We start from the raw sequence: 14,020 nt of genomic DNA, 5'->3' as shown, positions 1-14,020 counted from the left end.
CGAAGTCGATTCAAAGAGCGGCAAAAGCAGCGGTAAGGAGGATCGTGACATGAACAAACTGGCGCAGTTCGTCTCCATTGGGATGTTGCTTGCCGGGTCGGGTTGTCACGACCTGGAGCGGTCCCGGGCTGTCGATAACCCGGCTGTCGCCGGCAAGACCATCGCTCTGCAAGTCTGCTCGAACTGTCATGGCGTGAACGGCGTGTCGGTATCGCCGACCTTTCCCAAGCTGGCGGGGCAACGACGGGAATACCTTGTCGATCAATTGACGGACTTCAAGACGCATGCCCGAACCGACCCGAACGCCAAACGATTTATGTGGGGCTTTACTCACCTGAGCGAGGCGCAGATCGACGAGCTGGCGACGTATTTTTCGAGCCAGCAGCCGGCTATGGGTGAACCCGGCGATCGTGCGCTGATGGGCGAAGGGAAAGCGATTTTTGTGTCTGGGCTGCCAGACAAGGGCGTCGCGTCCTGCGCTTCATGTCACGGCCAGCACGGCGAGGGGACGAGCCAGTTTCCTCGCCTCGCTGGTCAACACGCGGACTACATCGTCAAGCAGCTACTGGTTTTCCAGCGCACCGAACAAAGGCCTCGCGGTGGGCCCATGAAGGCGGTCTGCGCCAATATGTCGGACGAAGATATGCGCGCCGTAGCCGCGTACCTGGAGGCGTTTCCGCCAGAGACGGAGGCAGCGGCCAACCCGCCGGCCGATCAATGAGCGAGCTGGCTTTTCACATGGCCAATGCGAGCATTGAACCCGGTCAATTGCATATGAACGGCGTCTCGTCGACGCGATCTTCGCAACGGTGAAGACCATGAACCTGACACGATCGTCTCCGGGTGCCGGTGTACCGAGCCCAGAGCTTGCGCTTCAACAATCCCCTCGACTGGCCGCGTCTCAGGCGTCGTCGCTGTTCGACGAACGCCCGTTTCTGAAGCGCCTCGGCATCACTGACTGGCTGTTTGCGCTGGCGATGGTCGCCGGCGCGGGTTTCGCGCTGTCGCGCTATTCCCCCTTCATGAATGACTACGACAAACTGGTGCTCGTGTGCGCGGTGCCGGTTTTCGTCGTGCTCGGCTGGCGCTGGAAACCGGCGCGGCTGCTGATCGCGGGCATCGCGGCGCTGTCGCTGTTCTCGATCCAGCTCTATCACGGCGATCTGGCGCGCGCCGATAGCGCGTTCTTCCTTAAGTATTTCCTGTCGAGCCAGTCGGCCATTCTGTGGATGAGCGCGCTCTTCGTGCTCGCCACGGTGTTCTACTGGATCGGCCTGCTGTCGCGTTCGCCGACGGGCGCCGCGATCGGTTCGAAGATGACGTGGGCCGCGGTGCTGATGGGCTTTGTCGGGCTGATGGTGCGCTGGTACGAGTCGTACCTGATCGGCGCGGACGTCGGCCATATTCCTGTCTCGAACCTGTACGAAGTATTCGTGCTGTTCAGCCTGATCACGGCGCTCTTCTATCTGTATTACGAAAAGCACTACAACACGCGCGCGCTCGGCGCGTTCGTGCTGCTCGTGATCAGCGCGGCCGTCGGTTTCCTGATGTGGTACTCGATCGCCCGCGATGCGCAGCAGATCCAGCCGCTCGTCCCTGCGCTGCAAAGCTGGTGGATGAAGATTCACGTGCCGGCGAACTTCATCGGTTACGGCAGCTTCGCGCTGTCGGCGATGGTCGGTGTGGCGTATCTGATGAAGGAGCACGGCGTGCTGGTGGACCGCCTGCCGACGCTCGACGTGCTCGACGACGTGATGTACAAGTCGATCGCCGTCGGTTTTGCGTTCTTCACCATCGCGACGATTCTCGGTGCGCTGTGGGCCGCCGAAGCGTGGGGCGGCTACTGGAGCTGGGACCCGAAGGAAACGTGGGCGCTGATCGTCTGGCTGAACTACGCGGCCTGGCTGCACATGCGGCTGATGAAGGGCCTGCGCGGCAATGTCGCCGCCTGGTGGGCGCTGACTGGCCTGCTCGTCACGACTTTCGCCTTCCTCGGCGTGAACATGTTCCTGTCCGGGCTGCATAGCTACGGAAGGCTGTAAAAGAACGCTGGCGTGCTCGCGCCTTCCGCACGTATCGCCGGCTTGCGGATGGCACAGCTCGATGGGCGAAACACTTGCGGGTCTCCACCCATCCCTATAGGCGAGTGTTCCTACTTCCTCCTGCTCCTGATTCGGGCAAGAATGTATTCACGGGTCCGGGTGCCCCGTGATCCACGGTCGGAGAGGCCGCCATGAGACGCATATACTTTTTGCTGCCGAGCACGCAATGTGCGCAGATGATCGTTGGCGAGCTCCTGTTGAAGCGGGTCGAGTGGCGCCATATCCATGTGATTGCCAACCACAACGTGCAGCACGACGATCTGCCGGCGGCCACGCTTGCGCAGAGTAGCGACTTGCTTCATGCCCTCACGCGAGGGACGGCGGTGGGTTGCGCGACGGGAATGTTGACGGGCCTGATCGCGTTGGTGTTTCCGCCTGCCGGCCTGACCATTGCGGGCGGCACGGTCGTTGCGCTCACGCTCGCGGGCGCCGGGTTTGGCGCATGGACAGCGACGATGATCGGTATCGATGTACCGAATACGCGGTTGAAGCGATTCGAAGAGGCGATCGAACGGGGCGAACTGCTGATGATGATCGACGTCCCCGGCAATCGCGTCGAGGAAATCGAGGCGATGATCAAGCTCCATCACGCGGAGGCGGACATCCAGGGAACCGAGCCGACCATTCCGGCGTTTCCGTAACCTGCTCGCGGGCTCAGCAACGATGCAGCGATGCGACAAAGCCGGCGCGCGCCGACGCCCGGACGCGCCTTTATGCCATTCGTCTCGATACCGGCTCACCGCAACAGCGTGAGACGTTAACTAGCCGCGAGCAGGCGCCGATAGCGCTCCAACACCCGCGGGACGTACTGGCGTGTTTCCGGAAGAGAGGGCACACGGTAGCCGGCCCGGATCACAGCATTTTCCCCGGCGTTGTACGCGGCCAGCGCGAGTTCGACATCGTCCTTGAACAGATCGAGGAGGAAGCGCAGATAGCGTGCGCCGGTCAGCACATTGTCTCGCGGATTGAGCATGTCTCCACCCGCAAAGCGACGTGCGGTTTCCGGCATCAACTGCATCAGTCCCAACGCACCTTTGTCCGATACCGCCTTCGGGTTGTATCGGGATTCGACGTCGATCACGGCGCGCAACAATTCACGCTGTACGCGGAAGGTGCGGCTCGCTTCGTCGATGACATCTGCAAACTGCGCGATGTCGATGCCGCGCGATGCAGTGGCGCCCGCACGCTTCGCGTCGCGTCCGGGAGGCGGGTCCCCCGCGACGATGACGGCCAATCCGGGTTTGCCCGGTACGTTGGTCAGGACGATCGCGCCATTGCTGTCAATCGCTCCAAAAATCTCTGCGCGCACAACACCCGGCGACGCCATGCCAAGCACTACGCATGCGACAAGTATCGCGTTTCCCGACCAGGATGAAGGGCTGCAGCGCATAGTCATGTTCTCCCGCACCTGAATTGTGGTGTGGAGAAAAGGGCATCTGCAATGGGGCACCTCCCTACACTTTGCAACGCGAGGCGAGCGCATCCGCGGCCTGTGCAGAAATGTTACGTGCGTAACGAACCGTAATCATCGCGAGCCTCACTTTAGTCGCCGGAACTTCTTCGTCCTGGTAAATCATTTCCGCTTCAGGTCGATAGACGGTGACCTATGTCTTTCTGGTCGACATAGCGCGTGATCTCTGCTCCATCCGTATTGCTACTAATCTCCAGTTCGGGGCAAATCAGTTCAAATTTGAAACATTTGGGTGGGTATTCGGCCGCATTCAATTTCGTACCAATTCCACATACTGGTCGCTACTGGCTTGCAGGGCGGTGGCGCGAACCTTGCATTTGACACTTCGAGGACATGACGTTGCATCAGTAGTGAAAGGGAACTTCAGGAAGCAGAGAAGAAGCAAAAGACGAGACGTGCGGTAGCGCCGTTTAACGACTCCATTGCATTGTCCCGACCGGTTCATGACCACCGGGAGCCTCCAACGTGAATATCAAATACCGCGTCGTGATCGCCGAAGATCACGATCTGCTGCGCAACGGTCTGCGCTCGATGCTTTCGGCGCAAGGCGACTACGACGTCGTCGGCGAAGCGAGAGACGGCAAGGAAGCCTGTCAGATGGCAATGACGCTCAATCCCAACCTGATGCTGATGGATCTGTCGATGCGTGGCATGAATGGAATCGATGCCAGCGCGGCGATCAAGCGGCGATCGCCGAACGTGCGCATCGTGGCGCTCACGGTTCACCAGAGCGAAGAATACGTGCGTGAGGCGCTGCGCGCCGGCGTCGAGGGTTACGTGCTGAAAGACGTCTCGTTCGATGAACTCCTGATCGCCATGCGTATGGTCATGCAGGGGAAAAAACATTTGAGCGCAGACGTGTACGGGCACATGGTTGACTCGTTCGTCACGGGACACGAAGCACCCGCCCCAAAGAAGGCGTGGGATGTCCTGACGGCGCGAGAACGCAGCGTGCTCAAACTGATCGCCGAAGGGTGTACCAACCGGCAGGTAGGACAGTACCTGAGTCTCAGCCCGAAGACGATCGAAAAGTATCGCGCCAGCATGATGCACAAGCTCAACATCGCCAATTTGACGGAACTGGTTTTGGTGGCGATCAGTATGGGCCTGCTCACTTCTCTGGCCGCGAAGTGCTCCGAGCCGGACGCCGACGACACTCTGGTCCGGCTACCCGTTAATCCGGAGTCGCCGCCTGAATCCATTACGGACACGGACTTGCCAAAATACAAGCTCGGCGGCGCGGCGTGATGAGCGCGCGGCGAAGGCGCGCGCTAAATAATCCACGCCGCCGAGACCAGCGTGCCGCGCGTACCTGACGACTGGATCGAAAACATGCCGCCGTGCGACTCGACCCGGTGTTGCATGCCGATCAGGCCAAGGCCTGTTGCCCCTGCTTCCTCCGTCGACAGGGGCCGGTTTTCGTAACCGATGCCGTTGTCCTGAATCGTCATCAACAGACCGCCCGCCATGTGCCGGAAACCGAGCGTGATTTCCGTGGCCCCCGCATGTTTGACGATGTTGTTCAACGCTTCCTGAGCGACTCTGAACATATCCGCCTTCAGATGTTCCGGCACGTCTCGATCGTCGACATCGGAGTCGAAGCAGACTGAGATGTCGTCGGCGCTGCGCTCGATGCGTCGGCATAGTGAGCCCAGCGCGGCGGGCAGGCCAAGCTGATCGAGCATCACCGGACGCAACTCGCCGCAGATGTGCCGCACATCGCCGATCGTTTCGCGGATTCTGAGCACGGTTGCGTCCAGCAGATGCGCCGCGTCGTCGACCTGGCCGCGGCGTATGCGCATCAGTGCGTCCTCGGCCATCAGCTTGACGAGCGTTAATGACTGCCCGAGACCGTCGTGCAGTTCCGCCGCGAGGCGTTGACGTTCTTTCTGTTGGCCCATCGTCAGATACGTCAGGCGGTCCCGCGCATTCGCTTCGGGCAGGTCCGCGGCGTCCGCGAGGCCAGTCTCTGGAGTCAGCGGCTCCTCGAACAGCGTCAGCAACGCACTGCGCCCGGCCTCGCCCGTGGGAACCGACTGCTGGTGCAGCATGAGCCGGGTCGGCTCACCCGTCCGGGCGCCGAGCACCGCGCTAAAAGAATGGAACTCGCAATGCGCGCTCACGGACAATTCGCTCGCCAGCGCGGCGAAAAAGCCGTCCGGCGCCATGTCCAGAAGTTGCTTGCCGATCAGGTCGGCGCTCGAGTAGCCCAGCAGGGCCGCAGCACTGCGGTTCGCCGAGAGGAATGTGCCGTCCGGCGTGAGAACGGCGAGTGCGGCGCCGCGCGCATCGGTCACGCTACCGCTACCCGGTTCGTTGGGTTTCGCCGCAACGCAAAGCCTTCGCATTGCCTCGATCAGATCGAGCAACTTCACCTGTAGTCCCTCGGGCTCACGGGCATCCATTGGACCTCCCGATGCGTTGGCTTAAGGGAATCGTAAGCCGTTGCCCGATTGTAGGTCACGACCGACGCTCGCTGCAACGGGGCAACCGCTGGGTTGCCAAGTGGGGAGCACCCGGTTGCATGCGGCGGGATTTCCCTCGGGCGGGCATACCCTACCGCGCTTTGGGGGCCCTCATCCAATGACGCTAGCGCGCAAATTCATGAGACTAAATGTGTAAGGTGGAACGCGCCTTCCATGCGGTCACGCATCGTGTCGATGCCGAGCCTGGGAGAGCGATCACCGGCGGGCGTAGGTGGGGTCCCGGCCTGTTCATCTCCGGGTTGCCGGAACGATTCGTCAGCGCTGTTGCGATGCTGGTGACCGACACAACCCGCGTCTTGCGCAACCGAACATTGTTCCCACTTCCGGAGACCGCGATGAAAACGACCCACGCAATCCTGATCGGCTCAGCCCTGCTGGCCGGCGCCGCACTGACAGTCCCCGCAGCACGGTGCGCGTGGGCCGCAGACGCGGCCGAAGGCGGCGACATGCATATGCATCATCACATGATGTCGGGCACGATGCGCTCGACCGTCGACTACACGCTGCCGCCCGTGAAACTGATCAGGGAAGACGGCAAGACGGTCTCGCTGATCGATGAACTGAACGACGGCCGCCCGGTGATCCTGACCTTCATCTACACCACCTGCACGACCATCTGCCCGATGGTCAGCCAGACGTTCGAAAAGCTGCAAAGCGAGCTGGGCAGCGACCGGGACAAGGTCCATATCGTGTCGATCTCGATCGATCCGGAACAGGACACGCCAGCACGTCTCAGATCGTATGCCGCCAGATTCGACGCGGGTCCGGAGTGGCAGCACTATACCGGCACTGTTGCAGCGAGCATTGAGACGCAACGCGCCTTCAACGTCTATCGGGGCGACAAGATGAATCACACGCCGGTGGCTTTCGTGCGTGCGGCGCCCGGCAAGCCATGGCTGCGTATCGACGGTTTCGCGACGCCAGCGGAGCTGCTGAGTGCCTACCATGACGCCGTTGCCTCGAACTAATCGCACATCGTCACGCAAGGAGCGATGAAATTGGCGAACAAGCATCGTGTGCTGATTGCGGACGACCAGCATCTTTTGCGCAGCGGTCTTTGCCGCATGGTGTCCGAACTGGATGACTACAGCATCGTCGGCGAGGCGAGCGACGGACTCGAAGCGTATCGTCTCGCCCTCGCGACGATGCCCGACCTGATCCTGATGGACCTGTCGATGCCGGGCGGGAGCGGTTTCGAGGCAATCGCCGCGATCAAATACAACGCCCCGCAGATTCGAATTATCGTTCTCACTGTTCACCGTAGTGAAGAACACGTGCGGGAGTCGCTCGCTGCGGGCGCCGATGGCTATGTGATCAAGGATGCGTCATTCGAAGACCTGGTCGGTGAGATGCGTCTTGTCATGCAGGGCAGGCGCAATACGAGTCTCGAGGTTGGCAGGCACTGTGCTGCTTCGCGCGACCTGGTCCCGGTGACACCGCAAAAAACGCAGCGGTGGGACGCATTGACCGGTCGCGAGCGTTCAGTGCTGCGACTCGTGGTCGAGGGGCACACCAATCGGCAGGTCGGCGAGCACCTGAAACTCAGCCCGAAAACGATAGAAAAACATCGCGCGAGCCTGATGCGCAAGCTGGGCATCACGAACGTGGCCGGTCTGGTCCGCATCGCCATCGACATGGGCGTCCTGACGCTGCCCGACGAAGAGCACGTGCGTTATCCGTCCACCTGAGGACGGCGCAACTGGAGGGTCTTTACCCATGTCTTTGGACGGCTCTCCCTACTTCTTGCCCGTATCGACCTGAACAAGAATGCATTCAACGGCCTCGGCGACGCCGAGGCGGTCGGTCGATACAGGGGGGAGCCGTGCACATCCAGTTGACCTCTATCCAGTCCGGCATGCCCGGGCATCGGTGGCATGGCGCCCGCCTTGCGACGAATACACGACTCAGCCGCGGCTTCACGCTGCTCGAACTGCTCGTGGTGATGGTCATCATCGGCTTGCTGGCAGGCCTCGTCGCCCCGCGATATTTCGAACAGGTTGGCAAGTCGAATACGAAGATCGCGCGCGCGCAGATCGTCTCGCTGGGTCAGGCACTCGATCAATACCGGCTGGATGTCGGGTCCTATCCGACGACCGAAGAAGGCCTGGAGGCGCTCGTGACCAAACCGCAGAATGCGACGCGCTGGAGCGGGCCGTATCTGCAGAAGGCGGTGCCGGTCGATCCGTGGGATCGCCCCTACCAGTACCGTTCGCCGGGTGAGCACGGCGACTATGACCTGTTCTCGCCTGGCAAGGACGGGCGAGGTGGCGGCGTGGGCGAAAACCAGACCGTCTCTTCGTGGTAACGGCGCGTCGCGCGGTTGGTGCGACGCCGGGCCGGTAGTGGATTGTTTGCAAGGAGAGTCGACGTGAGGTACGTGCTGCGAGTCTTCGATACCAGTGGCTCAGTCCAGACGCTTCGTATCGACAGCGATTCTTCGTCGACTGCGGCTTCGCTCGCACGTGCGCGCGGCCTGCGTGTGGTGTCGGTTCGTGTCGAGGGCGGCCGGCAGCGCCGGCGGGCGAACTGGCGGGCGATGCCCGGCGCGAGGTTCAACGTCGAACTGTTCGCGCGCGAGCTCGCGGCATTGCTCGATGCCGGCGTCGGCGTCGTCGACGCACTGCGCACGCTTGGCGGCAATGAGCGCCGCGAAGCTTCGGCACAGGTGTATCGCGACCTGTTGCGGCAACTGGAAGAGGGGCAGTCGCTATCCGCCGCACTCGAGCACGCGAGCCACATCTTTCCGCCGGTTCTGGTTGCCTGCGTAAAGTCAAGCGAGCAGACCGGCGGTCTCGCGGATAGCTTGACGCGCTATTCGCGCAATAGCGCGCTGCTTCATGAACTGCGCGGCCGGGTGGTGTCAGCGGCGATCTATCCGTCCGTCCTGCTGCTGGTGGGCGCGGTCGTCGTGCTATTTCTGCTGGGTTTCGTCGTGCCGCGCTTCGCAACCTTGCTTGAACACAGCGGGCGCGAACTTCCGCTGCTCTCGCGATTGCTGATGGCCTGGGGTGGCATGGTGCATGCCCACGGTGCGGAGTTAAGCGTTGGCCTGGCTGTGCTGGTGGTGGTGGCCGCTTTTGCGCTGCGCAGGCCAGTGGTCCGGAACTGGATTGCCGATCGCATGCTTGCGCTGCCTGGCATTGGGCAACACTTCCGGGTCTTTCGCCAGTCGCAGTTTTATCGCACGACCGCGATGCTGGTCGACGGCGGCATTCCCGCCGTGCGCGCCTTCGACCTCGCGCAGGGCCTCGTCGGCCGCGCCGATCAGGCCGCGCTCGCCGGCGCCCTGCAGCAGGTGCGCAACGGCGCAAAGATCTCCGACGCCTTTCAGCAGGCGGGGCTCGCCAATGCGATTTCCTACCGGCTGCTCACCGTTGCGGAGAAGACCGGCGGCCTTGGGCCCGTTCTCGACCGCATCGCCGCGTTTCAGGAGGCGCAGGTGTCGCGCGCGATCGATCTGCTCTCGCGCCTGATCGAGCCCGCGATGATGATTGTTATCGGGGTGGTCATCGGCGGAATCGTCGTGCTGATGTACATGCCGATTTTCGAAATCGCATCGAGCATTCAATAGTCCGTCTTGGGGAACACGCGTGGATACCGTCAGCACAACACCGGACAGCCTCAGCACCGAGCCGCGCGGCGACCTGCGCGACGCACTGCGCACGCTCGGCGAGCGCCATGGCTCCGGCATTCGCGCGCTGGAGGAGTTGATCGCGCAGACGGCGTTGAGCGCGGACGAGGTGTGCGTGCGACTGGCCGCGCAATTCCGCATGAAACCGATCAGCATGCGCGAGCTGAATCAGTACGAACCCGATTTCGACGTGCTGTCCTTTGTCGAAGCGACGACCCGCCTGTGCATCTGTTTTCGCGAGACAAACGACGCAAGCAGCACACACAGCGGCAAGGGCCTGCTGTTTGTGATCGCCGATCCGCTCGATGCCCGCACGCGTGGCTGGGTCGAACACCGGATGCGCTCGCGGCCGACCGTGCCGTACCGCTGGGCGCTCGCGAGCGCGGGGGACATCAACGCGTTTCTGGCCGTGCGCGAAAAGGACGTGCGGGCGATGGACTCGCTCGCGTTCGACGATCCGATCCAGCGCGCGACGGATCCGTCATCCCTGGCGTTGACGCTACAGGGAATCAGCAACGACGACAGCCCGGTGGTGAGGCTCCTCAATTCGACGATTTATGACGCGCTCAAGATGATGGCAAGCGACATCCACCTCGAATGCCGCGCCAACGGGTTAATGATCAAATGCCGTGTGGACGGTGTGCTGACCGTGGTCGGCCGTGTCGAAGGCCGCGACGTCGCGGACCAGGTTCTGTCGCGTGTGAAGGTGATTTCCGAACTCGATATTGCGGAGCGCCGCGTTCCGCAGGACGGGCGCTTCAAGGCGCAGTACGCGGGCCGCGAGATCGACTTTCGCGTGTCGATCATGCCGAACCAGTTCGGCGAGGACGCGGTGCTGCGGATCCTCGATCGCTATCAGCTGTCGCAGGCCTCAGGCGGTCTGACGCTCGAAGCGCTGGGCTTTCAGCAGGCCGATACGCGCTTCATGCGCTCAGTCGCGTCGATGCCGTATGGGATGCTGCTCGTGACCGGCCCGACCGGCAGCGGCAAGACCACGACGCTTTACGCGATCCTCACCGAGATCAACAGCGGGCTCGAGAAGATCGTCACCATCGAGGACCCGGTCGAATATCAATTGGGCGACATCCTGCAGATTCCGGTCAACGAAGCGAAGGGGCTGACGTTCGCGCGCGGACTTCGGTCGATTTTGCGGCACGACCCGGACAAGATCATGGTCGGGGAAATCCGCGATGCGGAAACCGCGCAGATTGCCGTGCAGGCCGCGCTAACCGGTCACCAGGTATTCACGACCGTCCACGCGAACAACGTGTTCGACGTGATCGGCCGCTTCACGAACATGGAGGTCGACCCCTACAGCTTCGTGTCCGCGCTCAATGGCGTCGTCGCGCAGCGTCTGTTGCGGCAGTGCTGTCCGGACTGCACCACCGATGAAACCGTCGACGCAGACACGCTGGTGCGCTCGGGCATCGATCCGGACACTGCAGGCAGCTACCTCTTTCACCGCGGCACGGGCTGCGCAACGTGCCGCGGCAGCGGGTATCGCGGACGCCGCGCGATCGCGGAAGCCTTGCGCATGAACGACGAGTTGCGGCAACTGCTGTCGGAGCGCGCGCCGCTCGGCGCGATCAAGGCGGCGGCCATGCGCTACGGCATGCAGACGTTGCGCACGGCCGCGATCGAACTCGTCAGGCGTGGCGAAACCACACTCGAGGAGATTAACCGTGTCACGATGGTTGAATAATCCGGTCGCAATCGGCGTCGGCACGCGCGAGATCGTCGTGGGAGCAGGCACGCCCTGGCTGTCGCGTCTGCGCAAACCGGCACCGGCTAGCGAGCCTGTCAGAGTCGCGATGGCGCAAGAGCAGTGCTGCACCGAAACGGGCGTGCTCGACGCGCTGCGCGCCGCGCTTTCCCCCGCGCTCACCACGCCACCCGCCGACGCCGCCGCGCCAGCGGTGCAGGCGCCTGGGCAGAAGCGCAGTGCCTGCCTGGTGCTGGACGACTTCTGGGGCAATCACGCGATCTTGCGCGGCGATTTCCGCACACTGCGCCCACGCGAACTCGAAGAGATCGTGCTGGCCCATTTCACCGATACCTACGGGATCGACGGCGAGTCGCTGCGGGTACGCTTCCGCGTGCAACGCGGCGGCCAGGCGCTGTTTGCCAGTGCGCTACCGCACGCGCTGCTCGACGGCATCCACGAGGTGAGCGCGTCCGAAAACGTCGGGATCAGCCGGCTGAGCCTATGTCTTCCGCAGATGCTCAATCGCATCGGCAGTGGCGCCGACGGCGGCGAGGCGCTGCTGTTGTTCGTCGCCGACGAGTTGCTGCAGGCGGTCATGATCGAACAGGGGAACTGGGTTGCCTACGACTCGCAGCGCCTCTTTCCGGGCGATGCAGGCGATGCGTCCCGGCTTGCCGTGCTGGCCGAGCAACTGTTCGAACGCTCGGCGACCAAAGCGAACCTCCGGCGCGAAGACTGCAACATCTATCTGTTCGGGATCGAGACCGAGCTCGGGCCGTTCGCCCGGCATTTTGCCGAGGCGTTCCGGCTGGAACAGCCGGCGATGGACTGCTCGCCTGCGCAGCGACTGATGGAGTATGCGCAATGATCCCGCACCTCGACATCGACTTCAGCGGACGCCGTGCCCGCCCTGCGAAGGGCGGCATGATCCTGCTGGGCGTCGCTGCTGTGCTGCTGCTCGCGAGCGGTGGGCGGCTCTGGCATGCGTACGCGGAAAACGACCGCGCGCAGGCGCTACTGGACGTCGTCCGGCAGCACACGCTTGCGACCCGGCACGCGGTGAAGGCGCCGCCGACGCCCGCCGCCAGGCTCGCGGAAAAGCAGAGCCAGTCGGTTCTGCGTGAACTGACGGTGCCGTGGCAGGACCTCTTCTCGATTGTCGAAGACTATCCCGATCACGATGTCGCGCTGATCGGCATCGATCAGAACCCCGCGCAAAGCCAGATCCGGATCACGGCCGAAGCGAAGAACTTCGACGCGATGATCGCGTACCTGAAGTATCTGCAAAAGAGTGTGCTGCTGCGGCAAGCCGTGCTCAACGGTCACCTGATCGAGACGAATGTGCCGGGCAAACCGGTGCGTTTCCAGATCACGGCCGTCTGGAGGAAATCATGAAAGCGGACCAGTTGCGGGACAGGCTGTTGACGCTGCGCTTCGAGATGCAGCGCTCGTTTGGCATGCCGGGGTTGCTAGGCGCGCTGGTACTTGGCGCAGCCGTTGTGGTGAGCGCCGCGATTCCCGGTGTGGAGTCCGAGACGCACGACATGAACGCGACGCAGGATCCCGCCCGCCTCGCGCGTGCGGCCAGAACTCACGAAAAGGTCGACAACCGCGATGCGGCGGCCGATGCGATCGCGCTCGAGGCGTTGCCCCAGCTGTTCCCGGGGTTTGCGCAAAGCGCGGACGATATCGCCGTGATCCTCGCGCAGGCCCGCGAGGTCAATCTGACGCTCGGCTCTGCTGAGTATCAGGTAGCGAGCGAATCCGGTGGGCGCTTCACGCGTTATGAGGTGCTGCTGCCGGTCAAGGATCAGTACAGCGCAATCCGGCATTTTCTTGCGTCGGTTCTCAACCACGTGCCGAACGCGGCGCTCCAGGAAATCCACGTCGAGCGTCCCGCGGTAGACGGCAACATTCTCGATGCACGGGTCCGCTTCGAGCTCATTTATCGGGCAGCGCAGCCATGAAACCCGCTCTTGTCAAACGCGTGCTGCAGACGCTCTGCGGAATCGCTGCCGCGGGGGCCGGCTGTCTCGCGCTGGTGGCAGCGACACACACGCCGGCGGAGCTTGCCGCGATCAACGTCCAGCACCGTGACGATACACGAGCGCGGCCGGCTTCCGTTCATGGCCAGCCCTTGCCGCACACAGCCTCGCAGGCAGCCACGCGCGCGAGCACGCACGCAGCGGCGCAAGCGCCGGCTCCTGCGTCGCACAGCACGGCCGCCAGCGCAACGCCGGCGACACCACGCGCGAGGCTCATGTCCCTGCGCGCGCCGTTGTCCATCGAGTCGGCCAACAATCCGTTCGCCGCTTCTTCGTGGCTGCCGCCGCCTCCCGTCGTGGTGCCGGTCGTACCTGAAGTGCGCGCGGCTGCGCCCGTTGCGCCGCTGGTGCCCTTCACCTACCTCGGGGAGCTGGATTCGAAAGCGGCGAAGCCGCAGGTATTCCTCAGTAATGGGGACCGGTTGCTGATCGTCTCACCCGGTGAAGTTGTCGATGACCAGTATCGCGTCGAATCGGTTTCCGAATCCGACGTGGTGCTGACCTATCTGCCGCTGAACCAGACGCAGACCGTATCTATTCCAAGAGAAGGAAAGTAGATGAAAACCTCACGCACACGGGG

Annotated in this window: 15 protein-coding genes; 13 read left to right on the top strand and 2 right to left on the bottom strand. The window is 62.9% G+C overall.

Annotated features, from left to right (window positions below; all coding sequences use genetic code 11):
• Positions 1 to 49: 49 nt before the first annotated feature.
• The 3 genes from P3T16_RS27400 (at position 50) to P3T16_RS27390 (ending at position 2,743) form a co-directional block, all read left to right on the top strand.
• On the top strand, positions 50 to 721 hold the full coding sequence (locus P3T16_RS27400) for a c-type cytochrome (RefSeq protein ID WP_429344672.1): 672 nt from the start codon (positions 50 to 52) through the stop codon (positions 719 to 721).
• 97 nt (positions 722 to 818) lie between these two features.
• A complete protein-coding gene (ccsB, locus tag P3T16_RS27395; protein WP_429344671.1) occupies positions 819 to 2,042 on the top strand; it encodes a c-type cytochrome biogenesis protein CcsB in 1,224 nt (407 codons plus the stop codon).
• A gap of 191 nt (positions 2,043 to 2,233) precedes the next feature.
• Positions 2,234 to 2,743 carry a DUF1269 domain-containing protein gene (locus tag P3T16_RS27390; RefSeq protein WP_429260336.1) on the top strand — a complete coding sequence of 170 codons (510 nt, stop codon included), beginning with the start codon at positions 2,234 to 2,236 and terminating at the stop codon, positions 2,741 to 2,743.
• Between the two features lie 116 nt (positions 2,744 to 2,859).
• On the opposite strand, the gene P3T16_RS27385 is transcribed toward P3T16_RS27390, so the two are convergent.
• Entirely contained in the window at positions 2,860 to 3,492 is a 633-nt protein-coding gene (locus P3T16_RS27385; RefSeq protein WP_429344725.1) for a lytic transglycosylase domain-containing protein, read from the bottom strand.
• Positions 3,493 to 4,038: 546 nt separating this feature from the next.
• Here P3T16_RS27385 and P3T16_RS27380 point away from each other — a divergent pair.
• Positions 4,039 to 4,821, top strand: coding sequence for a response regulator (locus P3T16_RS27380; protein WP_429260338.1), 783 nt, complete (start codon positions 4,039 to 4,041; stop codon positions 4,819 to 4,821).
• Between the two features lie 23 nt (positions 4,822 to 4,844).
• Here the strand turns inward: P3T16_RS27380 and P3T16_RS27375 are convergent, their stop codons facing one another.
• Positions 4,845 to 5,978: a histidine kinase gene (locus tag P3T16_RS27375; protein WP_429344670.1), complete on the bottom strand. Its 1,134-nt coding sequence runs from the start codon at positions 5,976 to 5,978 to the stop codon at positions 4,845 to 4,847.
• Positions 5,979 to 6,394: 416 nt separating this feature from the next.
• On the opposite strand from P3T16_RS27375, the gene P3T16_RS27370 reads away from it, so the two are divergent.
• From P3T16_RS27370 to P3T16_RS27330, 9 genes are all read left to right on the top strand, one after another.
• On the top strand, positions 6,395 to 7,027 hold the full coding sequence (locus P3T16_RS27370; protein WP_429344669.1) for an SCO family protein: 633 nt from the start codon (positions 6,395 to 6,397) through the stop codon (positions 7,025 to 7,027).
• Between the two features lie 24 nt (positions 7,028 to 7,051).
• On the top strand, positions 7,052 to 7,747 hold the full coding sequence (locus P3T16_RS27365; protein ID WP_429344668.1) for a response regulator: 696 nt from the start codon (positions 7,052 to 7,054) through the stop codon (positions 7,745 to 7,747).
• Between the two features lie 167 nt (positions 7,748 to 7,914).
• On the top strand, positions 7,915 to 8,364 hold the full coding sequence (gene gspG, locus P3T16_RS27360) for a type II secretion system major pseudopilin GspG (RefSeq protein WP_429344724.1): 450 nt from the start codon (positions 7,915 to 7,917) through the stop codon (positions 8,362 to 8,364).
• 63 nt (positions 8,365 to 8,427) lie between these two features.
• Positions 8,428 to 9,630 (top strand): type II secretion system F family protein, encoded by a 1,203-nt coding sequence (locus P3T16_RS27355; RefSeq protein ID WP_429344667.1) that lies wholly within the window; start codon positions 8,428 to 8,430, stop codon positions 9,628 to 9,630.
• Positions 9,631 to 9,649: 19 nt separating this feature from the next.
• Positions 9,650 to 11,392, top strand: a complete 1,743-nt coding sequence (locus tag P3T16_RS27350; RefSeq protein ID WP_429344666.1) for a GspE/PulE family protein — start codon at positions 9,650 to 9,652, stop codon at positions 11,390 to 11,392.
• Positions 11,393 to 11,501: 109 nt separating this feature from the next.
• Entirely contained in the window at positions 11,502 to 12,263 is a 762-nt protein-coding gene (locus P3T16_RS27345) for a hypothetical protein (RefSeq protein WP_429344665.1), read from the top strand.
• A complete protein-coding gene (locus P3T16_RS27340; protein WP_429344664.1) occupies positions 12,260 to 12,790 on the top strand; it encodes a hypothetical protein in 531 nt (176 codons plus the stop codon). Before P3T16_RS27345 ends, P3T16_RS27340 begins: the two co-directional genes overlap by 4 nt.
• A complete protein-coding gene (locus P3T16_RS27335) occupies positions 12,787 to 13,362 on the top strand; it encodes a hypothetical protein (protein WP_429344663.1) in 576 nt (191 codons plus the stop codon). Before P3T16_RS27340 ends, P3T16_RS27335 begins: the two co-directional genes overlap by 4 nt.
• The gene (locus tag P3T16_RS27330) at positions 13,359 to 13,997 is read left to right on the top strand and encodes a hypothetical protein (RefSeq protein WP_429344662.1); all 639 of its coding nucleotides are present in this window, start codon (positions 13,359 to 13,361) and stop codon (positions 13,995 to 13,997) included. Before P3T16_RS27335 ends, P3T16_RS27330 begins: the two co-directional genes overlap by 4 nt.
• Positions 13,998 to 14,020: the final 23 nt, after the last annotated feature.

The sequence above is a fragment of the Paraburkholderia sp. GAS42 genome (assembly GCF_050436565.1).
In the GTDB taxonomy this organism is placed as follows: domain Bacteria; phylum Pseudomonadota; class Gammaproteobacteria; order Burkholderiales; family Burkholderiaceae; genus Paraburkholderia.
This window is presented reverse-complemented; position numbering and strand designations above follow the sequence as displayed.